Here is a 23,030-nt window from a genome sequence, read left to right on the forward strand (position 1 = left end):
GGACGCTGAAGAAAGAACGTGGATGCCCGGGCATAGGCGAGCGGAAGCGACGCCGTCCTTCAGATGGCTATGCCCGGACATGACGGAGTAAGCGGCGATGCTCGATAATCCTCAACAGCCACCCATCGACGAATCCTCACTCCGCTACGAAGGCTGGCGCATTGTCGCCGTCTGCTTCCTGCTCGCGACCTTCGGTTGGGGGCTCGGCTTCTACGGCCAGAGCGTCTATGTCGCCGAGCTGCAGCGCGCGCGGGGCTGGCCGGCCTCGCTGATCTCGTCCGGCACCACGTTCTTCTATCTGTTCGGCGCGCTGCTGGTCGTCTTCGTCGGCGAGGCCGTCCGAAAATATGGCCCGCGGCTCTGCCTGATCGCCGGGACGCTGGCGATGGCGGCCGCTGCGGTTGCGATCGGCGCGGTGCGCGAGCCCTGGCAGCTTTATCTCGCCGATGCCGTGCTTGCCTTCGGCTGGGCCGGCACGAGTCTCGCCATGATCACCAACACGATCAGTCTCTGGTTCGACCAGAAGCGCGGCATGGCGATCAGTCTTGCGCTCAATGGCGCGAGCTTCGGCGGCATCGTCGGGGTGCCCTTGCTGGTGATGTTGATCGGCCATATCGGCTTTGCCAGCGCGATGTATGCCGCCGCCGGCGCCATGCTGGTGCTGCTGGTGCCGGTGATCCTCATTCTCGTAGGCCGCCCGCCCGATCTTCATGGCTGGCAGGCGACAGCGAAAGCGAAGCCGCAATCCTCGACAGAGATCCGCGCCGGGGCGCTGCGCGATCTCGGCTTCCTCACGGTGACCATTGCGTTCGCGCTGGTGCTGTTCGCCCAGGTCGGCTTCATCGTGCACCTGATCTCGTTCCTCGACCCCGTCATCGGCCGCGAGCGCGCCGCGGTTGCGGTCGCGGTGCTGACCGCGATGGCCGTGGTCGGCCGCGTGCTGTTCTCGCTGGTGATCGACCGCCTCAACCAGCGGCTTGCGTCGGCGCTGTCGTTCCTCAGCCAGGCTGCCGCGCTTGTCGTCGTCATCAACCTGCACAACGATTACGCGCTGATCGCAGCCTGCGCGGTGTTCGGCTTCTCGGTCGGCAACCTCATCACGCTGCCATCGCTAATCGTGCAGCAGGAGTTCGATCCCGCCTCGTTCGGCGTGTTGATCAGCCTGAATACGGCGATCAACCAGGTGACGTATGCGTTCGGGCCCGGAATCGTCGGGGCCTTGCGCGATTGGTCCGGTGGCTATTCGCTGCCTTTCTATCTCTGCATCGCGCTGGAGATGGCCGCCGCAGCGCTGATCATGGTGCGCGGGAAGCCCAGAGCGAAAATCTTGTAGGGTGGGCAAAGCGAAGCGTGCCCACGATCTGTATCCATCACGGACGGATGGTGGGCGCGGCGCTGTGCGCCTTTGCCCACCCTACGAGACTACGCTTCCCGCTGCTTCAGCAACGCCTCCACATCGAGCCGCTTCGTGAACATCGCGAGCTTCCCATCCGGTCCGAATGGCCATTGCTCCCTGGGCTTGTCCCAATACAGCTCCACGCCATTCTGGTCGGGATCGCGCAAATACAGCGCCTCGCTGACGCCGTGGTCGCTGGCGCCGTCCAGCGCGATGCCCGCCGTCAGCACCCGATGCAGCGCATCCGCCAGCGCTGGCCGGGTCGGATAGAGGATGGCGGTGTGGAAGAGCCCGGTCGTGCCCGGCGGCGGCGGCGAGCCGCCCTTGCTTTCCCAGGTGTTGAGCCCGATGTGGTGATGATAGCCGCCCGCCGAGATGAAGGCCGCGCCGGAGCCCATGCGCTGCATCAGCTCGAATCCGAGCACGCCGCAATAGAAGCCGAGCGCGCGATCGAGATCGGCGACCTTGAGGTGGACGTGGCCGATCCTGGTGCCGGCGGCGACGGCGGATGATTGCGACATGTGGCTGCTCCGTTTCTGAACTCCACATAGGCTCGGCTTCGGGACGGCGCTACCAGCGCATCCCGAAACCCATCGTTTCCGAATGGGAAACTAAGCGAGCTCCGGCGCCTCGCCCTCGGGCAGGCCGAACTCAAACGTGTTCAGCGTCATCGACACCATCGTGTAATAGCCGCACAGCCCGATCACCTCGACGACGCCGCGTTCGCTGAGCAGCTTCACCGCCGCATCATAGAGACCCTTCTCGACGCCGTGGCCCTCATGCAGCGACTTTGCGAGATCGTAGATCATCTTGCCCTTGGGATCGTCGAACTCGGGCGTGCGGCGGTCGCGGATCGCGTCGATGATATCAGGATCCATGCCGCCCGCGAGCGCGAGGCGCTTATGCGCATACCATTCATAATGCGCGGTCCAGTGCCGCGCCGTCACCAGGATGGCGATCTCCGAAAGCTTGGCCGGGAAGATCGTGTCGTAGCGCAGCACCTCGCCGAGCCTTGTGGCGTGACGGGCCATGTCGGGACTGTTGAGCCAGGCCATCATCGGCGCCGGCGGCTTGCCGCGCTTGCCGGCAATCGACTCGTCATAGGTCTGCCGCTGGCTCTCGTTCATTTCGCCAGGCGAAAGAAGCTTTAGGCGCATTCTCGTTTCCTCTTTGTTTTCAAGCCTCGCCGTGAGGGAGACTATAGCCGATGCGCGGCACGGAAGTGGTTGAATTCCGCAGTGCGATGGCCCAGAGTCGCCGCCAACAAGTCGATTTTGATTGATGGAAACGACCATGAGCGACACTGACAACGCCGATCTCGAACAATTCCGCAACGAGACGCGCGCCTGGCTGGACGCGAACTGCCCGCCGGAGATGCGCAAGCCCGTGACGTCGGACACCGACGTGTTCTGGGGCGGGCGCAACGCAAAGTTCTCGTCCGAGCCGCAGCGCATCTGGTTCGAGCGCATGCGCGACAAGGGCTGGACCGTGCCTGATTGGCCGAAGCAATATGGCGGCGGCGGCCTCAGCGCCGCCGAGCACAAGGTGCTGCGCGCCGAGATGGCCAAGATGGGCGCGCGCCCGCCGCTGTCGAGCTTCGGCATCTGGATGCTCGGGCCGGCGCTCCTGAAATACGGCAACGACGCGCAGAAGCAGGAGCATCTGCCGAAGATCGCGGCGGGCGAGATCCGCTGGTGCCAGGGCTATTCCGAGCCGAACGCCGGCTCCGATCTCGCCTCGCTCCAGACCCGCGCCGAGAGCGACGGCGACGATTTCGTCATCACGGGTTCGAAGATCTGGACCTCCTACGCCAATTACGCCGACTGGATCTTCTGCCTCGTCCGCACCGATCCCGCGGCCAAGAAGCACGACGGCATCAGCTTCATCCTGTTCGACATGACCTCGAAGGGCGTGACGACCAAGCCGATCCTCTTGATCTCCGGCTACTCGCCGTTCTGCGAGACCTTCTTCGACGGCGTCCGCGTGCCGAAATCGCATGTGGTCGGCACGATCAATCGCGGCTGGGACGTCGCAAAATATCTGCTCCAGCACGAGCGCGCGATGATCTCAGGGATGGGCGAGCGCGGCGTCGGCCGTCCGCTCGGCCAGATCGCGGCCGACTCCGTTGGCTCCGACGCGCAAGGCAAGCTCGATGATGCCATGCTGCGTGCCGAGATCGCGACCTTCGATGTCGATGAAGCCGCGCTCGCCGCCTGCGCCGAGCGCGCGGTCGATCTCGCCAAGGCCGGGCAGGCGCATCCGGCGTTCTCGTCGGCGATGAAATATTACGGCACCGAGCTCAACAAGCGCCGCTACGAGATCCTGATGTCGGCCGGCGGCGTCGATGCGCTGGAGTGGGAGAGCGAGCGCTCCAAGCAGGGCGCTCGTCCGCGCGCCTGGCTGCGCACCAAGGCCAACTCGATCGAGGGCGGCACGAGCGAGGTCATGCTCGGCATCGTCGCCAAGCGCATCCTCGATTTGCCGGGGGCGTGAGGCTTTCCGTCGTTCCGGGGCGTCGCGAAGCGACGAACCCGGAACCTCGAGATTCCGGGTTCGATGCTGCGCATCGCCCCGGAATGACTTCGACAAATATGCATTCCGCCAGACGTTAGAGACTGAACACCATGGCCCTCGTCCTCACTGAAGAACAATCCATGCTCCGCGACAGCGCGCGCGGGCTGATCAGCGACAAGGCGCCGGTGTCGCACCTGCGATCCTTGCGCGACTCCAAGGACCCGACCGGCTTCTCCAAGGAGCTGTGGCAGTCCTTCGCCGAGATGGGCTTTGCCGGCCTCCTGGTGCCTGAAGAGTTCGGCGGCAGCGGCCTCGGCGTCATGGAGGCCGGAATCGTCATGGAGGAGATCGGCCGCACCTTGATGCCGTCGCCCTTCCTCGCCACCAGCGTGGTCGCGGCCTCGGCGCTGAACCGCGGCGGCAATGCCGCGCAGAAGTCGGACTATTTGCCGAAGATCGCGAACGGCTCGCTGCTTGCGACGCTTGCGATCGACGAGGGGGCCAAGCACCGCCCGCTCCAGACCAACCTGCAGGCCGTGCGCGCCGGCAACGGTTTCAAACTTTCCGGCGCCAAGGCGCTGGTGGTTGACGGCCACGTCGCCGATCTCCTGATCGTCGCCGCGCGCACCTCTGGCTCCGCCGGCGAGCGCGACGGCCTGACGCTGTTCCTGGTGAACCCGAAGGCCAAGGGCGTCGCGATCGAGCGCACCATTATGGTCGATGCGCACAACGCGGCGCGGATCGAGCTTGCCAATGTCGAGGTCAATGCCGACAGCGTGCTCGGCGAGGTCGATCAGGGCGCTGGCCTGCTCGACGGCGTGCTCGATATCGGGCGCGGCGCGGTCGCAGCCGAAATGGTCGGCCTCAGCGACGAAGTCTTCAACCGCACAGTCGAGTACCTCAAGAACAGAAAGCAGTTCGGCAAGCTGATCGGTGAATTCCAGGCGTTGCAACACCGCGCCGCCGAACTCTATGTCGACATCGAAATCACCCGCGCCGCCACGATGAAGGCGCTACAGGCGCTGGATGCGGATGTCGCCAAGGCCGCCTCAGCCGTGGCCGTCGCAAAAGCGCGCGCCGGCACCACCGCGACCCGCGCGGTGCAGGAGGGCGTGCAGATGCATGGCGGCATGGGCATGACCGACCAGTTCGACATCGGCTTTTTCATGAAGCGCGCACGGGTGTGCGAGGAGTTGTTCGGCGACGCGAACTACCACACCGAGCAGCTCGCGCGGGCGCGGGGGTATTGAGGCGAGGCGCGTGCGACAAGGCACTCTGCGCTCCCTCCCCCCCTTGCGGGGGAGGGCGGGGGAGAGGGGTAGCCCAGGAAAAGGTCTGTCAGCTCACGTGAAGGACGAAGGGATAGAGTGTGCCGTGTGGCACCCCTCTCCCTAACCCTCCCCCGCAAGGGGGGAGGGAACGCAGCGTACGCTTTGGCAACACCGTCAACGCAATGACGACGGCGAGACCGTTACCGCATCGGCGGCGCGTACTGCACGCCACCCGCGTTCCACAGCTGGTTCATGCCGCGCGGGATCTTCAGCTTCGACTTCTCGCCGATGTTGCGCTCGTACATCTCGCCGTAATTGCCGACGTTGCGGATGATGCGGACCACCCAGTCCTTGGTGAGGCCGAGCTGCTCGCCGTAATTGCCTTCGGTGCCGACCAGGCGCATCACCTCGGGCTTCTTCGACTTCAGCGCCTCGTCGATGTTCTCGGAGGACACGCCGAGTTCCTCGGCGTTGATCATGGCGTAGAGCGTCCACTTCACGATCATCATCCAGTCGTCGTCGCGCTGGCGCACGACGGGGGCGAGCGGCTCCTTGGAGATCATGTCCGGCAGGATCATGTGGTCGCCGGGCTTCGACAGGTTCAGCCGGAGCGCATAGAGCTGGGAGACGTCGGCGGAGAGCGTGTCGCACTTGCCGGTGTCGTAGCCCTTCACGACGTCATCCAGCTTGTCGAACTTCACCTCTTCATACTTCATGTTGTTGGCACGGAAGTAGTCGGCGACGTTGAGCGCCGTGGTGGTGCCGGTCTGCACGCAGACCTTGCTCCCGGTCAGGTCCAGCGCGGTCTCCTTGTTGCGCGAGCGCGGCAACATGAAGCCTGCGCCGTCGTAATAGGCGACCGCCGGGAAATAGAGGTCGTAGTCGAGCTCGCGCGCCATGCTCCAGGTCGAGTTGCGGGAGAGGATGTCGACCTTCCGGCTCTGCAATTCCTTGAATCGCTCGCTGGCGTCGAGCGGCACGAACTTGGCCTTGCTCGGGTCGTTGAAGATCGCGGCCGCGACGGCACGGCAGAAATCGACGTCGAAGCCGGTCCAGTTGCCCTTGTCGTCGGGGATCGAGAAGCCCGGCAGGCCCTTGTTGACACCGCACAGCACCTCGCCGCGGCGAACCGTGCGCTTCAGCGTGCGGGTGTCGTAGAACTCGTAGACGATGGCCAGAACGGCGACCAGCACGGCGACCGCGAGCCCGATCAGCAGGCCGCCTCGAAATGTGCGCATCATGTTGCTCTCTCGAAAAATCGGGAAAAGGAATCTTGGGGGAGGGCGCAGGGCATGATCGGGGAGATCATGCCCTGACGGTAGCCTTAGAGTTCAGGCTTCTGCCGGATGACGACCTTGGTGCCGACAGGGACGCGATCATAGAGATCGGCGACGTCGTTGTTGACGAGACGGAAGCAGCCCGAGGACACCTTGGTCCCGATCGTGTCGGGGCGATTGGTGCCGTGGATGCGGTAGACGGTGGTGCCGAGATACATGGCGCGCGCCCCGAGCGGATTGCCGGGGCCGCCGGCCATGAAGCGCGGCAGATAGGGCTGGCGCTGGATCATCTCCGGCGGCGGCGTCCAGTCCGGCCATTCCTTCTTGTTGGTGATGGTCACCAGCCCTTGCCATTGGAAACCGTCGCGGCCGACGCCGATGCCATAGCGGATCGCGCGCCCGCCGGGCTGAACCAGATAGAGGTGCCGTTCGGCGGTCGAGACGATGATGGTGCCGGGCGCCTCGGTGGTGCGGAAATAGACCACCTGCTTCTGCCATTCCGGATCGAGCTGATAGCTGTCATCGGCGACCAGGCCCGGCTCGTCGCCGCGGTCCGGCTGCTGGGCGAAGGCCTGCGGCGCGGACAGGATCAGTCCCATCGCAGCCAAGAACGTCCCGGTCAGGCGACGAAAATCGGTCATGTGAAGCTCTCCCCGCTGCCACAGCGCAAATCATTCGGAACCATCAAATCTCAGGGGCAAGTTCATGGCAAGTTGATGGCACGCCCGGCAGGTATGTCACGAGAATGGCTATGGTTTTTTGACGGGCCCCGGGCAATGCCACAAACAGGGGATGGCGCGAAAAGCCGTATTTGTCGCGGCGAAGGCGGTGCACTCCCTCCCCCGCTTGCGGGGGAGGGTCGGGGAGAGGGTACCTCCGCGATGGGACACTCCCCCAGAGGAGAGAACCCTCACCCGCCGTGCTCTTCGAGCACGTCGGCCTCTCCCGCAAGCGGGAGAGGCTGAGCCCGGGGCCAGACCACCTGCATCAAGATGCATCGAGTCAGATCTTATTGCTCTCCGCCGCGATCCCCAGCCGCCGCACGATCTCGGCCCCGACGGCGCGGGCCTCGATACGCGAGCCGATGCGCGGGCTGCGAAACCGTCGTCCCGAGCGCAGGCGGATCGTGACGATGCAGTGCTCGTCCTCCGAGCGGCCGCGACGGTCCACGCTGATCGTCTTCACGTCGCGCCCCTCGATATGGTCCACGCGCGGCGTACCGTCGCCCCACAAGCGTTCGACGCGGATATCGCTCTCGCGGATGATCCAGAACGCGCCGGTCACGAGATTGGCGTAGCGGTACACGGCGAACGCCGCGAGCGCACCGAGCGGCAGCAGCAGGATGTCGACATGGCTGGGCGGCCACCCGCGCCAGAGCTTGTAGGCGTAGGGCACGGCGGACAGTGCGACGGCGATCAGCGCGACGATGCGGATGTCTCGCGCGGAAAACGGCTCGAGCGGCTCGCCAAGAAGCATCTCGGGATTGCTGGCATCGAGTGGATTGCGAGGTGCCTCGACATTGGGGACCTCGAACTGCGCGGCGATCCGCGCCACGGTGTCATGCACATGCGTGACGTCGGAGATCGGCGGGGAGGTAAGGCGCTCGCCCGAAGCGAGCGTGAAGACGAGCTGAAAGCGGGCTTTCACCCGCTTGCTGCCGGGAACTTGCAGTCCGCTGATGTCGTCCTTCCCGACGACCCGCGTCTGGAGCTTTCCGAACGGACGCTGCCGCCCGATCAAGATCTCGTTCGGTGTGATGATCCACACCACCGCCGGCGCCATCATGATGCCGATGACGAACCCTGTTCCCACGAGCAGCGCGACCACGGAGATGATGATTTCCAGGGGATCGTGCGTGAACAGGCCCGGCGTGAAGCACAGCGCGACGGCGGCGGCAGAGCCGGCCATGACCAGCCGCTGCGCGATCGAGGAGCCTTCACGAAGGCGGATGTCGGTGCTGGTGGTCGCGTCGGCCATTGCGGGCGGCTGATTCCGTCGCCCGCGAAACTCCACGGACGGGTCCGTGGAGTCAAGCTGCAACCGAAAGCCGCTGATGCGGTATCAGCTGTTGACGTTCAGCAGCCCGGCGACGGTGCGGTCGATCTGGTCGTAGGCGCCTTCGCCCTCATGCTGGAACACGATCTTGCCGCTCTGGTCGATGATGTATTGCGCCGGCCAATACTGGTTGCGATAGGCGTTCCAGGTCTTGGAGTCATTGTCCTGCGCCACCGGATAGGTGATGCCGTGGCGCTTCAGCGCGGCCTGGACGTTGGAGGCGGAGCGCTCGAACGGGAATTCCGGCGTGTGCACGCCGACCACGACGAGACCCTTGTCCTTGTATTTGGCATAGAGATCGGTGACGTGCGGCAGCGTGTTGACGCAGTTGACGCAGCCATAGGTCCAGAAGTCGACCAGCACGACCTTGCCGCGCAGGTCGGCGATGCCAAGCGGTTTCGAGTTGAACCAGGTGTTGATGCCGGTGAAGTCAGGCGCGGCCTGTTGGCTCGCGGCCGCCACCTGGACCGGCGTTGCCGCGGCGGCGACGACAGGCGTTGCGCGCGCGGCCTCGTCGCAGATGCCGGGGATGACGGCGCCGGTGACGGCCATGCCGACCAGGGCGGCGGAAACGGCGAGCAGTTTGACAGTCATGGACGTGTTCTCCGTTGGGATGATCACAGGCCGATCTGGCCGGTGGGATAGAAGCCGGTGAGCCACGCCACGATCAGCGTGTCGTATTGGAAGTAGGCGGCGACCGCGAAGCCGATCACGACGACGCCAAAGCCCTGCTGCAGCCGCGGCGAGATCCGCGCGAGGCTGCGCACCCGCGTGGTCGCGGCCTGTCCGCCATAGGCGATCGCCAGCATCGGGATCGCCGCGCCAATCGCATAGGCGACCAGCAGCGTGCCGGCCCAGGCCAGATTCTTCGAGGTCGCAACCAGCGTCAGGATCGAGCCGAGCACGGGCCCTGCGCAGGGCGTCCAGACCAGGCCCAGCGTGGTGCCGAGGACGAGCCCGCCAAGCGCGCCCTCGCGCTGCGTGGCGCTCGCAGCGCCAAGGTCGAGCCAGCCATTGAGCCGGATCGACAGCCATTCGAACGGCGCCGGCCACAACATCAGCAGGCCGAAACCGAGCAGCAGAATCGCAGCGGCCTCGCGCAGCACATTCGGATCGAAATCGAATGCCCGCGTGAGCGCGCCGAGCAGCAGCGCGACGGCGGAGAACGAGACGACGAAGCCGAGCGCGATCATCGCTGGCCGCAGATGCCCCGCGCGCCCGATCGAGGCGCCAAGCAGGATCGGCAGCATCGGCAGGGTGCACGGCGCGGCGATGGTGAGGATGCCGGCGAGGAGAGCGAAGAGCAGTTCGAGCATGGAGCCCTCGTGATGGAGGTCACGAGGGCAGTTCGGAGTGGGTGAGGCGGTCGTTACGCCGTGTCACACGTTCGTGACGGGGCGGTTGTTTCCAGTGTAGCTCGCAGGCGGCGATGCAGGGGCACTCCGCCAGCCGCAGCGACGGTGCGCTCCCTCCCCCCTTGCGGGGGAGGGCGGGGGAGAGGGGTGGCCCAGGAAACGGTCTATCCGCCTGCGATCGTGCCGCGGGCACGAATCGTTGGAGTCCCCGTGCGGTACCCCTCTCCCTGCCCCTCCCCCGCAAGGGGGGGAGGGAATGAGAGAGCGGTGCCCACCTAACCCAGCAGGAGAGGCAGGAGTCCGCGGCAGCGCCTCAGGCCCAAACAGAAAACGACCCGGACGGGGGCATCGTCCGGGTCGCTGGAGGTCCTTGGGAGGTTTAACGAAAACCGTATGTGGGCTTTATAGGAGGGAAGTTTTTCCGCCTGATGTTGTGCTTCGTTTCAATTGTTTCGTCGGCGGTAACACTTCCGTGTCCGGGGACAGGGCCTGGGTTTCGGTCCTATCCCGTTGAATTCCTTGGATTTACGCGGCGAAACGATCGACGCCGGCGCCCTTAAGCAAATCGGCCAGCTGCTTGCGGGCGTAGAACATGCGGGTCTTCACCGTGCTCTGGGGGATGCCGATGATCTGCCCGACCTCCTCCACCGACTTCTCGTGGTAGTAGACGAGGTTGATGATCTCGCGATGCGCGGGCGACAGTTTTGCGACGCAGGCGCGCAGGATGGCGCTGGTGTCGCTGCGGTCGAGCGAGGTCTCCGGCGTGTCGGTGTCGTCAGGGATCTGGCGCACGTCCTCCTGGTCGATGTCCTCGAAGCGCCGCTGGCGCATCGCGGTCAACGCCTTGAAGCGTGCGATCGAGAGCAGCCAGGTCGAGACCTGCGAGCGACCCTGGAATTGGCCGGCAGTCCGCCACACGTCCAAGAACACCTGGCTGACGAGGTCTTCCGCTGTGGTGGCATCGCGCACGATGCGCAGGATGAAGCGATAGACCCGCACATTGTGTCGGCAATAAAGGATGTGCATGGACGTCCGGTTGCCGTCGGCAATGCTCTCCAGAAGCATATCGTCCGAGGTCGCTTGAGCGGCAATGATGCTCTGGCTGGCCTGGGCGTTGATGGCGATGACGTTCGGCATTGACTTAGCTCCCCGGTGCGCCGCAACCGAGCGGCGTTTCCTTGGACCAAAGTGTTAATCAGCCAACGTTTCGGGACGTCTGCACGAAAAGCGGAAAATGGTTTCGTGCGCCGCCAAATTGTTTCGTCGAAAAGGGCACGACGAAACATTCGCGGCAAAAAATCGTGGAATTTCAATGTAGGGAAAATACGGGGGTGACGATTTGGCGGCGCCTTGTGTCGTTAGGAACGAATTTGCGGCTCTTGCGTTCGGTCGCGCGGCACCTACGAGGTGTCGTCCCGGGGCGCGAAGCGAGCCCGGGACCCATAACCATAGGGAGGGGTTTGGCGAAGACTCGGAGTTACGAGCTCCGCGTCATAACCACGGCCTGTGGTTATGGATCCCGGATCAGCGCTTCGCTGCGCTACGCTTGTCGGGGACGACAGCGGAGTGTGAGCCTGCTTACGCCTTCTCGCCCGCGGGCGAGAACAGATAGCCGCCGCCGCGGATGGTGCGGATCACGGCGGGCTTGGTCGGGTCGGGCTCGATCTTGCGGCGGATGCGCATGATGCGCAGGTCGACCGCGCGGTCGAAGGCTTCGGCGTCGCGCGCATTGGCAAGCTCGAGCAGGCGCTCGCGCGACAGCACGCGCTTCGGATTGGCCGCGAACACTTTCAACAGCCCGAACTCGGACGCGGTCAGCGGATGCTCGTTGCCCTCGTCGTCGCGCAAGGCCTGCGCTTCGAGATCGAGCCATTTGGTGCCGAAGCGCACCAGCTGGTCCTTGTCGGATTTCGCCGCCGCGGCTTCCGCCGCCGCCGCCTTCACCGGCGTGCTCCGGCGCAGCACCGAACGGATGCGCGCCATCAGCTCGCGCAGCTCGCAGGGCTTTGCGACATAGTCGTCGGCGCCGAGCTCGAGGCCGACGACGCGGTCGATCGGGCTCGCGGTCGCGGTGAGCATGATGACCGGCACGTTGATGCGGCTCTTGAGGTCGCGGATGATCGAGAGGCCGTCTTCCTCCGGCATGTTGAGGTCGAGCACGACGAGATCGGGCATGCTGCCCTGGATCGCGGCGCGGAGCGACTTGCCGCCGTCACACAGCGTCACGGTGAAGCCGTGCATCTTGAGGTAATCGCCGACCATCTCCCGGGCCGGGGCCTCGTCGTCGACGATCATGATGTGCTGGCTTTGGGTCATGTCACTTCAGAATCCAGGATCTTGGATCTCGGTACTCAAATCACGGCATCTCGGTCGCGGGCAGGGTGATGGTGAAGGTCGCGCCCTTGCCGGGGCCCTCGCTCTCGGCCGTCACCTCGCCGCCATGCATGTCGATAATACGCTTGACGATGGAAAGCCCAAGCCCCGTCGAGCTCTCGCCCGCGGTCGGCTTGGCGGACAGCCGCTGGAACCGGCCGAACAGGCGGCCGAGATCTTCCGGCGACAGGCCGGCGCCTTCGTCGCTGACCCGGATGATGGTGTCGCTGCCCTCATGGGTGACGGCGACGCCGATCTTGCCGCCGATCGGCGAATACTTGATCGCGTTGCTGATGAGGTTGTCGATCGCCTCGCGGATGCGGTCGGTGTCGCACATGGTGACGATGTTGGGCGGGGCGGTGACGCTGATCATCTGCTGCTTGTTGACCGCGAGCGGCTGGTTGGCGTCGGCGACCTCCTTCACCAGCGCTGCGACGTCGACCGGCTCGCGGCGGATGGTGATGTCGAAGGCATCGGCCATCGCGTCCGAGATCAGATGGTCGACCATCGTGGTCAGCCGCTTGGTGGCGTCGCGGATGTGATCGACCTGGGAGACCACGCCGCTGGCCGACGCACCGGTCGAGATCAGCTCCTTCAGCATCTCGGTACGGCCGAGGATGACGCCGAGCGGGTTCTTCAGATCATGCGCGACGGTGCCCAGAATCTCGTTCTTGAAGCCGTTGGCGCGCTGCAGCCGCAGCCATTGCGCCGAGAGGCGGCGGTTGGCCTGCATCAGTGCGCGGGTGCGCTGGGCGACGCGATCCTCCAGCTGCGTGTTGGCGTCCTGGAGCTGCTGGTAGAGGATCACGTTGTCGAAGGCGATCGAGAGCCGGCTGGAGAAGATCTCGACCAGCGAGCGGTCGGTCTCGGACAATTCGCGCTCGGCCTGCAGCAGCACCACCACCTCGCGGCCAGATCCGGTGCGCAGATAGATCACGCTGCGATGGTCGGCGAACTCGTTCTTGCGGCGCTGGAACGCGGCTTCCACGAGCTCGCGCAAGTCAGGGTCGAGCGCCCGCGACGAGGTGGTGCCGATGAAGCGGCTGTAGCAGCCGCTCCCCGCAAGCACCGAGAGCTCGGGATCGACGCCGCCATTGTCGCGCAGCACCAGTATACCGGCGCAGTCGACATTGAGCAGCGAGGCGAGCTGGGTCAGCACGCCCTCGGCGAGCCGCTGCATCGACTTGAAGTCGTACAGCGTCGAGGCCGCGTCGATGATGATCTCGAGCCCGCGCCGCGTCTGCACCATGCGCTCGAGCTGCTGATAGGAGCGCAGCGCCGCGGTCAGCGAGGTGAACAGCTTGTCGGCGGTGAGCTCGGTCTTGGCCTTGTAGTCGTTGATGTCGTACTGCACGATCACGCGCCGCTCCGGCGCCTGGCCGGGCTGGCCGGTGCGCAGGATGATGCGCACGGTCTCGTTCTTGAGCTCGTTGCGGATGAACTCGACCAGCTCGAGGCCGGCGACGTCGGTCTCCATGATGACGTCGAGCAGCACCGCGGCGATGTCGCCGTGCTCGGCCATCAGCTTGCGGCCTTCGGCCGCGGAATGCGCCGAGAGGATCTCCAGGCTCTGGCCGTTGAGGCTGTAGTCGGACAGCGCGAAGCGGGTGCCGTCGTGCACGGCCGGATCGTCGTCGATGACGGCGATCTTCCATCTCCGTGCGTTCTGGTCCTCCGGCGCGGTACCGGTGTCGTCGATCAGGTGGAGGACATCGTCCTGTTCGGCCATTGAGAAGTCCCGTCAGTCTCTGTGCTTTGCGCGCCGCCCTTGGCGACCCGCGGCATGATAATCCGAAAAGTAGTGCCTTGTCCCAGCTTGGATTCCAGCATCATGCGTCCGCCAAGCTGCTGGGTCACCAGGTTATAGACGATATGAAGGCCGAGTCCCGTGCCACCTTCGTTGCGCCGGGTGGTAAAGAATGGGTCAAAGGCCTGGCGCTGCACGTCGGGGGTCATGCCGGCCCCGTCATCGGTGAAGATGATCTCGATGTCCTCGGTCCCGCGCGGTCGCGCCGAGATCGTGATGGTGCCGGCGCGCCCGTCGGCGAAGGCATGGTTGGCAGCGTTGAGGAAGAGATTGGTCAGGATCTGGCCGTAGGAGCCGGGATAGCCGTCGAGCAGCAGCCCCTCGGGCACGTCGACCTTGAGCGTGATCGGCGAGCGCTTCAGCACCGGCCTCAGGCTGGCGATGATCTGCTCGGTTGCTTCGCTGAGTGAGAACTGCCGCCGCTCGGCATGGGAGCGGTCGACCGCCACCTGCTTGAACGACTGGATCAGCTCGCCGGCGCGGGTGAGGTTGGCGACCAGCTGCTGCGAGGCATCGCGCGAGGACTGCACGAATTCGTCGAGCTGCGAGCGGCGCAGACCGCCCTCGCCCTTGAGCTGGGCCTCGAAGATCTCGGTGCGCCGGGCAAAGCTCGAGGCCACCGTCAGGCTGATGCCGATCGGGTTGTTGACCTCGTGCGCGACGCCGGCGACGAGGCCGCCGAGGGCTGCGAGCCGCTCGGCGTCGATCAGGTTCTGCTGCGCAGCGTTGAGCTCGAGCAGCGCGCTCTCGGCTTTCTCCTTGGAGGCGCGCAGCTCGTCCTCGGTCTGGCGCTTGGCGATCGCGTTCTCGCGGAATACCTCCACCGCGCGCGCCATGGCGCCGACCTCGTCGCGCGCCTTGGTGCCCTGCACCTCGCGATCGAGATCGCCGAGCGTGATGGCGCGCATCGCCGCCATGATCTGCTGCAGCGGCAGGCGGATCGACAGCGCGATCAGCACGCCGGCGGTGAGGATGATGCCGAGGAAGATCACCGCGATCGACAGCACGCGGCGGGAGATGTCGGCCAGCGTGCGGTCGAAGGTCTCCTGCGCCTTCTGCTCGCGCTGGCGCATCTTGGTCGAGAGATCGTCGATGGCGCCGATCGCCTCGGCCTGGCTGGCGTCGATGGTGTTGCGGAGCAGCTCGGTGCGGCTCGCGAGCTGCTCGGACAGCTTTGCAAAGCCCTCGCGCAGCGCCGTGGTGCGGGTCGCGAGCTTTTCAAGCGCCATCTTCTGCAGGTCGTTGTCGGCGAGATCGAGCATGACCGGGATGGTCTTCTCGATCGTCTCGGTGTTGTGGCGCGCGTCGTCGGCGGCGCCTGACGACTGCGACAGATAGTAGGAATTGGCGGCGACCAGCATCGCGGTGAAGGCCTCGCGGGACTTGCCGAGTGAGGGCCAGATCAGCGCGTCGCGATGGCCGGTGGCGCCTTCGATGATGGAATAGAGGCCGGCCATGTCCTTGGCCGGGCCCTGCACCTGCTCCTCATAGGTTTTGGCAATGGTGGCCTGCACGCTGCGCAGCTCGCCAAAGCCGTTGAGGAAGCGGTCGGTGGTGCGCTCGAGCTCCTCGACCGAGCCGGACAGCATCGGGTCCTTGGCGGCGCGGTTGGTCAGCGTGCCCAGCACCGCCTCGCGCAGCAGCAGGATCTCGGCGAACAGGTCCGGGCTCGGCTGGTTGATGTAGCGGTGGATCAGGTTCTGCAGCCGCCCGGTCTCGCTCTCGAGCAGCGCCAGGATGCGGTCGGACTCGCGCACCTGGCGGACGTCGCCCCAGGCCGAGCCCAGCACCTGCGCGCCGTTCCAGATCATCCCGACCAGCACCACCACCACGGCGGAGTTCAGGGCCGCGATCGACAGGATGCGCCAGCGGATCGGCACCGCCCGGAGCAGGCCGACGAGACGCGCGCGCAGCCGCCCGATCGGGCCGGGGGCCCGGTCTGGATGATCGCTGTGTCCAAGCGCGGCCAACGCGGCTCACTCCACCTTGCGAATGCGTTCGATCAGCGCGGCCGCGGCGGGATCGCGCGCGGCCTTGGCGTAGATCGGCGCCATCGCGTCCTCTAACGGCTTGCGGTCGATGTCCTTGACGACGGTGATGCCGGCGGCTTCCGCCTTGCGTTGCGACTGTTCCTCGAGGTCGCGCCACTTCTCGCGCATGAAGCGGCTGGAGCGAAGCGCCGCCTCGCGGAAGATCTTCTGATCGTCCACCGAGAGGCTCCGCCAGGCCTTGAGCGAGATCACCAGCACCTCCGGGCTCATCGTGTGCTCGGTCAGCGTGTAATGGCCCGCATATTTGTAATGGTCCGTCGTCACGAAGGATGGCCAGTTGTTTTCCGCCCCGTCGATCAGATGCGTCGCAAGCCCGGTGAGCACCTGCCCGTAGGGAAGCTCGACCGGCACGGCGCCGAGCGAGCGGATCATGTCGCTCATCAACTCCGATTGCTGCACCCGGATCCTCAGGCCTTTGAGATCCGCAATGCTCGTCACCGGACGGTCGCCGTTGTAGATCGACCGCGCCCCGGAATCGTAGAACGCGAGCCCGACGAAGCCGTAAGGCTCGAAGCTGCCGAGGATCTCGTTGCCGATCGGTCCGTCCAGCACCTTCTGCATGTGCTCGATGGACCGGAACAAGAACGGCATGGCGAGCACGTTCATGGCCGGAACGAAATTGCCGATCAGCGCCACATTGGTCCGGTTGAGGTCGATCGCGCCGGCCCGGGTCTGCTCGATGGTCTCTTTTTCCTCTCCGAGCTGGCGGGAGTGGAATACCTTGATCTCGTGCCGGCCGCCCGTGCGTTCGCTGATCAGGGCGCCCATGTAGCGCAGCGCCTGGACGGTCGGATAGTCTTCGGTCTGGGTGTCGGCGGCGCGGAATTCGCGCGCCGCGGCGTCCGTCGCACAGATGGCGAGCAGAAGCGCAACGAAGATCACCCCGGTCCGCGAGAGTTCGGCACGGTTTAGCACTGGCACACTCAACCCCTCAGAGATGGAGTCTATGGCAGGAGCAAAAGGTTCAATGCAATCTAGCAGATGGTTAAGGGAAGGCCATCCCGGCGGAACCGCTGCCGATTGTGCGGCGCGGTCGAAGCGCATTGGCGGTTGAAACCGCCAATGCCGGGCCTTAAGCAAAGGCTGCCGCTTTGGTCGTGCGGGCACGGGAAGAGCCATGGTGACTTCAGCATTGCGCCTTTTGCAGGTCGTTGCCGCCGCTGCGGTCCTCGCATTCACGCCACGGGCACAAGCGGCAACCGACATCGCCTGGTGGCACGCGATGTCGGGCGAGCTCGGCAAGCAGCTCGAAAAGCTCGCCGCCGACTTCAACGCCTCGCAATCCGATTACCGCATCGTCCCGACCTACAAGGGCAATTACACCGAGACGGTGACGGCGGCGATCTTCGCTTTCCGCTCGCGCAGCCAGCCCGCGATCGTCCAGGTCAACGAGGTCGCCACCGCCACCATGACGGCCGCCAAGGGCGCGATCTATCCGGTGTTCAGCCTGATGCGGGACCAGGGCGAGCCGTTCTCGCTGAACGATTACCTGCCCGCGGTCTCCGGCTACTACACCGACGCGAGCGGCAACCTGCTGTCCTTCCCGTTCAATTCCTCGACACCGATCCTCTACTACAACAAGACCATGTTCCGCGACGCCGGCCTCGATCCGGAGACGCCGCCAAGAACCTGGCCCGAGCTCGGTGCCGCCGCAAAGCGCCTGCGCGAGCGCGGCGCGGTGTGCGGGTTCACCACGTCCTGGCCGTCCTGGATCCATGTCGAGAATCTTTCCGCCTTCCACAATCTGCCGCTGGCGACCCGCACCAACGGCTTTGCCGGCCTCGATGCGGCGCTCACCATCAACAATCCCGTTGTCGTCAAGCACGTCGCCCAGCTCGCTGAATGGCAGCAGACCAAGGCGTTCGACTATAGCGGCCGCGGGCAGGCGGCCGAGCCGCGCTTCCAGAAGGGCGAGTGCGGCATCTTCATCGGCTCCTCGGCAACGCGCGCCGACATCAAGGCAAATTCGAAATTCGAGATCGGCTATGGCCTGATGCCGTACTGGCCCGACGTGAAGGACGCGCCGCAGAACTCGATCATCGGCGGCGCCACGCTGTGGGTGCTGCGCGACCGGCCGCGCCAGGAATACAAGGGCGTGGCGCGGTTCTTCGCCTATCTGTCGCAGCCCGGCGTGCAGGCCGCCTGGCACCAGAACACCGGCTATTTGCCGATCACCCGCGCCGCCTACGAGCTGACGCGCGCGCAAGGTTTTTACGAGCGCAATCCGGGCTCGGCGATCTCGTTCGAGGAGATTACGCTGCATCCGCCGACGGAGAATTCGAAGGGCATCAGGCTCGGCTCCTTCGTGCTGATCCGCGGCGCGATCGAGGACGAGCTGGAGCAGGCCTTCGCCGGCCAGAAGAGCGCGCAATCCGCGCTCGATTCCGCGGTCGAGCGCGGCAACAAGCTGCTCCGCCAGTTCGAGCGCGCCAGCCCGGACCGCTAGCCGCAACGCGGATCGCCGGACTGCTCCCGCGCGGGGGGACCATCATTCGCCGGCCGAACCTGATCGGATATCACGCAACCCGGAAGTGTGCGCGATCTCACACGCAACGGCTTCGTCGCCTGCGATAATCCCGCATGCGTGACGCCAGGCCGGCGCCAGCGCATGCCGCTCGCCGGCACGAATGATCTCGAGATTGTTTCATCCATCCATATTCGGAAAGTGCAATGGAGATCCTCAATGCCCTGCACATGTTGCATCATCCCGAACGACGTTCTGACCAAGCTTTCCCAGGACAAGAAGCTGTCCGCCCCGCTGCGCAAGCAGCTGGTCGACACGGTCCAGATCAGCCATGAACTGCGCGAATTGCGCAATCAGGCCGCGCGATTGACCAGCGTTGCGGCGGCGCGTTCGGCCGGCCTCGTGACACTGGCTACAGTGCCGGCCGTCACGGTCTACGACTGCAAGCACACGCAGACGCTGCCGGGCACGCCGGTGTCGAAGCCGAAGACGTCCTCCGACGGGTCGGTCAAGCGCACCTTCAACCAGACTTCCAAGGTCGCGAAATTCTACCAGCAGGTCTTCAACCGCAATTCGATCGACGATCACGGCATGACCATGATGTCGTCGGTCCATTTCGGCGAGAACTACAACAACGCGATGTGGAACGGGTCGCAGATGATCTATGGCGACGGCGATGGCAGTATCTTCGTCGACTTCACCAGGGGCAACGACGTCATCGGCCATGAGCTCACCCATGGCGTGACCCAGCACAGTCTGCAGCTCGCCTATAGCGGCGATGCCGGCGGCCTCAACGAGAGCATCTCCGACTGCTTCGGCTCGATGTTCCGGCAGTGGGAGGCCAAGCAGGACGTCAAGAAGGCCGACTGGCTGATCGGCAAGGACATCATGGGGCCGGCCGCCAAGAAGAAGGGTTTTGGCTGCCTGCGCGACATGGCCAATCCCGCCGCCAAGCATTGCCTCGCGCCGCAGCCGACCAAATATTCGCAAATCACGCCCGGCATGGATCCGCATTATTCCAGCGGCCCGCCGAACCTCGCCTTCTACACGGCCTGCACCACGCTCGGCGGAAACAGTTGGGCCAGGATCGGGCAGGTGTGGTACCTTGCGCTGACCGGTTTCGGGCCGGCGCCGCACATGACGATGAAGGCGTTTGCAGCGCGGACCCGGCAGGGTGCCCAGACGTTGTATCCCGGCGAGCCTCCGGTCTTCGCCGCCGTCGATGCGGGATGGAAGAAGGTCGGGCTGTAAACCGGTTGCAGCGCTACGAAAGGAAGGAAGCGTGGATCGCTTGAAGATCGAGCGCGTCGGAGGGTTTGCCGGCTTCGGCGGCCCTCACCTGAAGAGCCGTGGTGAAGTGGCGTTGTCGGATCTGTCGCCAGCCGATCAGCAGACGATGGAGCAGCTGTTTGCCGATCCGGGCAAGATCCCCGCCGCGCATCCGGGCCAGGCCGACGCGTTCACCTACAAGATCACGCGCGGCGCCAGGACGATCGAGGTCCCCGAGCACGCGGTCCCCGCGCCCGTCAGGAACAGCGTCAAGGATGTCCTGGAATAGGATCAGATTGGCGCCGTGATGAAGGAGACGCCGCCGCCGGATTCGCTCGCGGCCCGGGATGCCGCGGCTTCGACCGACCTTCAGGCCTACCGCGCCCTGCGCGCCGACCGCGCGCGATGGCTGCCGGTCGCACTCGATATCGCGCGCGGCCACGGTCTCGATGTCGGCGCGCCTCATGTGTTTGCGACGGGCACCAATCTCGTGGTCGGGCTCGGTGAGGGCCTGATCCTGAAAATCTTCCCGCCGATGCTGCGCGCGCAGTTCGTCTCAGAGCGCGGCTCGCTGACGCAGCTTAGGGGGCATCTGGATCTGCCGATTCCCGAGATCGTCGCCGAAGGCGAGCGTGACGGCTGGCCCTATCTCGTCATCACGCGCCTTGCCGGTACGCTCGGCTCGGAGGTGTGGCCGCAATTGCCGGAAGAGCAGAAGGAGCGCGTGCTGCGCCAGATCGGCGACACCATCGCCGCCGTGCAGCGCGCGCCGCTCGGTCCTCTCGCGAGCATCGAGCCGCGCTGGGACGCGTTCATGCGCGCCCAGATGCAGGGTTGCCGCGCGCGGCACGAGTGTCTCGGCCTTGCGCCGAAATTCCTCGCCGGTCTCGACGATCTCCTGCGCGACGCAGCCGAGCTGATTCCGATGGATGCGCCGCCGGTGATTCTGATCGGCGAATACATTCCGGAAAATTTCCTGCTCGCCTGCGATGACGGCGAATGGTCGCTGGCCGGCCTGTTCGACTTCGGCGACGTGCTCGCCGGCTGGCGCGACTACGATCTGCTCGGCCCCAGCGCCTTCATGGCCGCGGGCCGGCCGGGGAGGGTGCGCAGCCTGCTCGAAGGCTTCGGCTATGCCAGGCCGGACCACGCGCTGAAGCGACGGCTGATGGCCTTGATGCTGCTGCACCGTGCCAGCGACCTCAACAGCCACATCTGCCTCGAGGGCTGGCAGGACAAGGCGAAAGATCTGGTCGAATTGCAGGATCTGATCTGGGCGAGCTGAGCGCTCCGGCCGCACCTCTCCGTCATTCCGGGCTCGATGCTACGCATCGCCCCGGAATGACAATCGCCTCTCGAATGGGCTTCCATTTCTATCAGCTCAATTTCTGAGCAATCTCCTATCTTTGTATGCAAGCGGGGACATGGTCGCTTCCTGCAATATCCGGCGGAAATAGAAAATCATCAGATATTTCAGTATGTTGTCGCGAGCGTAACACCTCGTTAAGCCTTGGCACGAACCTTGCGAATCCAGTTCCAACCAGAAACCTCTGAGTTGGAGCATCCCGATGAAGCGCCGCGATTTCCTCAAATCCGTGTCCGGATTGGCCGCTGGCGCGGCGCTTCCGGCGATGCCGCAGGTGATCTCTTCGGCCTACGCCGATGCCCGCTCGGAGACGCTGCTGATCGTCTCGGAAGGCGGCCCCAACAATCTCGACATCCACGGCGTCGGCACCAACGTGCCCGGCTATGAGGTCTCGTGGAATTGCTACGACCGCCTGATCAGCCACGAGATGAAGAGCGGCCCCGGCGGCGTGCCCTATTACGACCGCGACAAGTTCAAGGGCGAGCTCGCCGAAGACTTCAAGATCGACGACATGTCGGTCACCTTCAAGCTCAAGAAGAACGCCAAATTCCACGACGGCGCGCCCGTCACGGCCAAGGACGTGAAGTGGTCGCTGGATCGCGCGGTGAGCGTCGGCGGCTTTCCGACCTTCCAGATGAGCGCGGGCTCACTGACCAAGCCGGAGCAGTTCGTCGTCATCGACGACCATACCGTGCGCGTCGACTTCCTGAAGAAGGACAAGCTGACGATTCCCGATCTCGCGGTGATCGTGCCCTGCATCGTCAACTCGGAGCTGGTGAAGAAGAACGCCAGCGAGAAGGATCCCTGGGGTCTCGAGTTCACGAAGCAGCAGACCGCGGGCTCCGGCGCCTACAAGGTGACGAAGTGGACCGCCGGCACCGAAGTCGTCATGGAGCGCAACGAGGATTGGGTCGGTGGTCCGCTGCCGAAGATCAAGCGCGTGATCTGGCGCATGGTGCCGCAGGCCGGCAACCGCCGCGCGCTGCTGGAGCGCGGCGATGCCGACATCTCCTATGAGCTGCCGTTCAAGGATTTCCAGGAGATGAAGGCGAACGGCAAGCTCAACGTGGTGTCGCTGCCGTTCTCCAACGGCATCCAGTATATCGGCATGAACGTGACCAAGCCGCCATTCGATAATCCCAAGGTCCGGCAGGCCGTCGCCTACGCGCTGCCCTATCAGAAGATCATGGATGCGGTGCTGTTCGGCCTCGGCAATCCCATGTTCGGCGCGCCCAAGGACAAGGCGACGGAAGTCGCCTGGCCGCAGCCGCACAAATACAACACCGACATGGAGAAGGCGAAGGCGCTGCTGGCGGAAGCCGGCTACGCCAACGGTTTCGAGACCACGATCTCGTTCGACCTCAATTTCGCCGGCGTCAACGAGCCGCTCTGCGTGCTGGTGCAGGAGAGCCTCGCGCAGATCGGCATCAAGACCACCATCAACAAGGTGCCCGGCGCCAACTGGCGCACCGAATTGAACAAGAAGGAGATGCCGCTCTTCACTAACGTGTTCTCGGGCTGGCTCGATTACCCCGAATACTTCTTCTACTGGTGCTATCACGGCAACAATTCCGTCTTCAACACCATGAGCTACAAGTCGGCGGAGATGGACAAGCTGATCGATGGTGCGCGCACTGCCGCCGCCACCGGCGACACCGCAACTTACGATGCCGACGTGAAGGGCTTCGTCGATCTCGCCTACACCGACATCCCGCGCATCCCGCTGTACCAGCCCTTCGTCAACGTCGCGATGCAGAAGAACATCAGCGGCTACCAGTACTGGTTCCATCGCAGGCTCGATTATCGCGCGATGGCGAAGGGGTGAGCAGGGC

Annotated in this window: 20 protein-coding genes; 8 read left to right on the top strand and 12 right to left on the bottom strand. The window is 64.9% G+C overall.

Going from position 1 to position 23,030, the window contains the following annotated elements; genetic code table 11:
* Nucleotides 1-97: 97 nt before the first annotated feature.
* Nucleotides 98-1,333 carry an MFS transporter gene (locus BRAGE_RS0140755; protein ID WP_027563193.1) on the top strand — a complete coding sequence of 412 codons (1,236 nt, stop codon included), beginning with the start codon at nucleotides 98-100 and terminating at the stop codon, nucleotides 1,331-1,333.
* A gap of 89 nt (nucleotides 1,334-1,422) precedes the next feature.
* Here BRAGE_RS0140755 and BRAGE_RS0140760 read toward each other — a convergent pair whose 3' ends face one another.
* Nucleotides 1,423-1,917 (bottom strand): VOC family protein, encoded by a 495-nt coding sequence (locus BRAGE_RS0140760; protein ID WP_027563192.1) that lies wholly within the window; start codon nucleotides 1,915-1,917, stop codon nucleotides 1,423-1,425.
* Nucleotides 1,918-2,007: 90 nt separating this feature from the next.
* A complete protein-coding gene (locus BRAGE_RS0140765; RefSeq protein WP_027563191.1) occupies nucleotides 2,008-2,553 on the bottom strand; it encodes a carboxymuconolactone decarboxylase family protein in 546 nt (181 codons plus the stop codon).
* Nucleotides 2,554-2,689: 136 nt separating this feature from the next.
* On the opposite strand from BRAGE_RS0140765, the gene BRAGE_RS0140770 reads away from it, so the two are divergent.
* Entirely contained in the window at nucleotides 2,690-3,889 is a 1,200-nt protein-coding gene (locus BRAGE_RS0140770; RefSeq protein ID WP_027563190.1) for an acyl-CoA dehydrogenase family protein, read from the top strand.
* A gap of 131 nt (nucleotides 3,890-4,020) precedes the next feature.
* The gene (locus BRAGE_RS0140775) at nucleotides 4,021-5,160 is read left to right on the top strand and encodes an acyl-CoA dehydrogenase family protein (protein WP_027563189.1); all 1,140 of its coding nucleotides are present in this window, start codon (nucleotides 4,021-4,023) and stop codon (nucleotides 5,158-5,160) included.
* Nucleotides 5,161-5,381: 221 nt separating this feature from the next.
* Here BRAGE_RS0140775 and BRAGE_RS0140780 read toward each other — a convergent pair whose 3' ends face one another.
* From BRAGE_RS0140780 to BRAGE_RS0140825, 10 genes are all read right to left on the bottom strand, one after another.
* A complete protein-coding gene (locus BRAGE_RS0140780; protein WP_027563188.1) occupies nucleotides 5,382-6,419 on the bottom strand; it encodes an amino acid ABC transporter substrate-binding protein in 1,038 nt (345 codons plus the stop codon).
* Nucleotides 6,420-6,505: 86 nt separating this feature from the next.
* Nucleotides 6,506-7,099, bottom strand: a complete 594-nt coding sequence (locus BRAGE_RS0140785; protein WP_027563187.1) for a L,D-transpeptidase family protein — start codon at nucleotides 7,097-7,099, stop codon at nucleotides 6,506-6,508.
* A 361-nt stretch (nucleotides 7,100-7,460) separates the two neighbouring features.
* A complete protein-coding gene (locus BRAGE_RS0140790) occupies nucleotides 7,461-8,435 on the bottom strand; it encodes a hypothetical protein (protein ID WP_027563186.1) in 975 nt (324 codons plus the stop codon).
* 84 nt (nucleotides 8,436-8,519) lie between these two features.
* The gene (locus BRAGE_RS0140795) at nucleotides 8,520-9,107 is read right to left on the bottom strand and encodes a thioredoxin family protein (protein ID WP_027563185.1); all 588 of its coding nucleotides are present in this window, start codon (nucleotides 9,105-9,107) and stop codon (nucleotides 8,520-8,522) included.
* A gap of 23 nt (nucleotides 9,108-9,130) precedes the next feature.
* Complete coding sequence (locus BRAGE_RS0140800; protein WP_027563184.1) at nucleotides 9,131-9,829, bottom strand: cytochrome c biogenesis CcdA family protein; 699 nt, start codon at nucleotides 9,827-9,829, stop codon at nucleotides 9,131-9,133.
* Nucleotides 9,830-10,393: 564 nt separating this feature from the next.
* On the bottom strand, nucleotides 10,394-11,005 hold the full coding sequence (locus BRAGE_RS0140805) for a sigma-70 family RNA polymerase sigma factor (RefSeq protein ID WP_027563183.1): 612 nt from the start codon (nucleotides 11,003-11,005) through the stop codon (nucleotides 10,394-10,396).
* A gap of 441 nt (nucleotides 11,006-11,446) precedes the next feature.
* A complete protein-coding gene (locus tag BRAGE_RS0140810) occupies nucleotides 11,447-12,184 on the bottom strand; it encodes a response regulator (RefSeq protein ID WP_027563182.1) in 738 nt (245 codons plus the stop codon).
* A gap of 40 nt (nucleotides 12,185-12,224) precedes the next feature.
* Nucleotides 12,225-13,970 (bottom strand): ATP-binding response regulator, encoded by a 1,746-nt coding sequence (locus tag BRAGE_RS0140815; protein ID WP_027563181.1) that lies wholly within the window; start codon nucleotides 13,968-13,970, stop codon nucleotides 12,225-12,227.
* On the bottom strand, nucleotides 13,940-16,018 hold the full coding sequence (locus BRAGE_RS0140820) for a sensor histidine kinase (protein ID WP_231164168.1): 2,079 nt from the start codon (nucleotides 16,016-16,018) through the stop codon (nucleotides 13,940-13,942). Before BRAGE_RS0140820 ends, BRAGE_RS0140815 begins: the two co-directional genes overlap by 31 nt.
* A 6-nt stretch (nucleotides 16,019-16,024) precedes the next feature.
* Nucleotides 16,025-17,020, bottom strand: coding sequence for a TRAP transporter substrate-binding protein (locus BRAGE_RS0140825; RefSeq protein WP_027563179.1), 996 nt, complete (start codon nucleotides 17,018-17,020; stop codon nucleotides 16,025-16,027).
* Nucleotides 17,021-17,216: 196 nt separating this feature from the next.
* Here BRAGE_RS0140825 and ugpB point away from each other — a divergent pair, with 196 nt between their 5' ends.
* From ugpB to BRAGE_RS0140855, 5 genes are all read left to right on the top strand, one after another.
* Nucleotides 17,217-18,545: a sn-glycerol-3-phosphate ABC transporter substrate-binding protein UgpB gene (gene ugpB / locus BRAGE_RS0140830; protein WP_035730616.1), complete on the top strand. Its 1,329-nt coding sequence runs from the start codon at nucleotides 17,217-17,219 to the stop codon at nucleotides 18,543-18,545.
* Between the two features lie 237 nt (nucleotides 18,546-18,782).
* On the top strand, nucleotides 18,783-19,814 hold the full coding sequence (locus BRAGE_RS0140835) for a M4 family metallopeptidase (RefSeq protein ID WP_027563177.1): 1,032 nt from the start codon (nucleotides 18,783-18,785) through the stop codon (nucleotides 19,812-19,814).
* Between the two features lie 31 nt (nucleotides 19,815-19,845).
* Entirely contained in the window at nucleotides 19,846-20,121 is a 276-nt protein-coding gene (locus BRAGE_RS0140840; RefSeq protein WP_028146492.1) for a protealysin inhibitor emfourin, read from the top strand.
* Nucleotides 20,122-20,139: 18 nt separating this feature from the next.
* Nucleotides 20,140-21,117 (top strand): aminoglycoside phosphotransferase family protein, encoded by a 978-nt coding sequence (locus BRAGE_RS0140845; RefSeq protein ID WP_027563175.1) that lies wholly within the window; start codon nucleotides 20,140-20,142, stop codon nucleotides 21,115-21,117.
* 283 nt (nucleotides 21,118-21,400) lie between these two features.
* On the top strand, nucleotides 21,401-23,023 hold the full coding sequence (locus tag BRAGE_RS0140855; RefSeq protein ID WP_027563174.1) for an ABC transporter substrate-binding protein: 1,623 nt from the start codon (nucleotides 21,401-21,403) through the stop codon (nucleotides 23,021-23,023).
* The last annotated feature ends 7 nt before the right edge of the window (nucleotides 23,024-23,030 follow it).

It is taken from the genome of Bradyrhizobium genosp. SA-4 str. CB756 (genome assembly GCF_000473125.1).
In the GTDB taxonomy this organism is placed as follows: domain Bacteria; phylum Pseudomonadota; class Alphaproteobacteria; order Rhizobiales; family Xanthobacteraceae; genus Bradyrhizobium; species Bradyrhizobium arachidis.

What these genes read in the sequence shown, in the direction of transcription:
- BRAGE_RS0140755 (WP_027563193.1), top strand. Translation starts at nt 98, where the DNA reads ATGCTCGATAATCCTCAACAGCCACCCATCGACGAATCCTCACTCCGC.
- BRAGE_RS0140760 (WP_027563192.1), bottom strand. Translation starts at nt 1,917, where the DNA reads ATGTCGCAATCATCCGCCGTCGCCGCCGGCACCAGGATCGGCCACGTC.
- BRAGE_RS0140765 (WP_027563191.1), bottom strand. Translation starts at nt 2,553, where the DNA reads ATGCGCCTAAAGCTTCTTTCGCCTGGCGAAATGAACGAGAGCCAGCGG.
- BRAGE_RS0140770 (WP_027563190.1), top strand. Translation starts at nt 2,690, where the DNA reads ATGAGCGACACTGACAACGCCGATCTCGAACAATTCCGCAACGAGACG.
- BRAGE_RS0140775 (WP_027563189.1), top strand. Translation starts at nt 4,021, where the DNA reads ATGGCCCTCGTCCTCACTGAAGAACAATCCATGCTCCGCGACAGCGCG.
- BRAGE_RS0140780 (WP_027563188.1), bottom strand. Translation starts at nt 6,419, where the DNA reads ATGCGCACATTTCGAGGCGGCCTGCTGATCGGGCTCGCGGTCGCCGTG.
- BRAGE_RS0140785 (WP_027563187.1), bottom strand. Translation starts at nt 7,099, where the DNA reads ATGACCGATTTTCGTCGCCTGACCGGGACGTTCTTGGCTGCGATGGGA.
- BRAGE_RS0140790 (WP_027563186.1), bottom strand. Translation starts at nt 8,435, where the DNA reads ATGGCCGACGCGACCACCAGCACCGACATCCGCCTTCGTGAAGGCTCC.
- BRAGE_RS0140795 (WP_027563185.1), bottom strand. Translation starts at nt 9,107, where the DNA reads ATGACTGTCAAACTGCTCGCCGTTTCCGCCGCCCTGGTCGGCATGGCC.
- BRAGE_RS0140800 (WP_027563184.1), bottom strand. Translation starts at nt 9,829, where the DNA reads ATGCTCGAACTGCTCTTCGCTCTCCTCGCCGGCATCCTCACCATCGCC.
- BRAGE_RS0140805 (WP_027563183.1), bottom strand. Translation starts at nt 11,005, where the DNA reads ATGCCGAACGTCATCGCCATCAACGCCCAGGCCAGCCAGAGCATCATT.
- BRAGE_RS0140810 (WP_027563182.1), bottom strand. Translation starts at nt 12,184, where the DNA reads ATGACCCAAAGCCAGCACATCATGATCGTCGACGACGAGGCCCCGGCC.
- BRAGE_RS0140815 (WP_027563181.1), bottom strand. Translation starts at nt 13,970, where the DNA reads ATGGCCGAACAGGACGATGTCCTCCACCTGATCGACGACACCGGTACC.
- ugpB (WP_035730616.1), top strand. Translation starts at nt 17,217, where the DNA reads ATGGTGACTTCAGCATTGCGCCTTTTGCAGGTCGTTGCCGCCGCTGCG.
- BRAGE_RS0140835 (WP_027563177.1), top strand. Translation starts at nt 18,783, where the DNA reads ATGCCCTGCACATGTTGCATCATCCCGAACGACGTTCTGACCAAGCTT.
- BRAGE_RS0140845 (WP_027563175.1), top strand. Translation starts at nt 20,140, where the DNA reads ATGAAGGAGACGCCGCCGCCGGATTCGCTCGCGGCCCGGGATGCCGCG.
- BRAGE_RS0140855 (WP_027563174.1), top strand. Translation starts at nt 21,401, where the DNA reads ATGAAGCGCCGCGATTTCCTCAAATCCGTGTCCGGATTGGCCGCTGGC.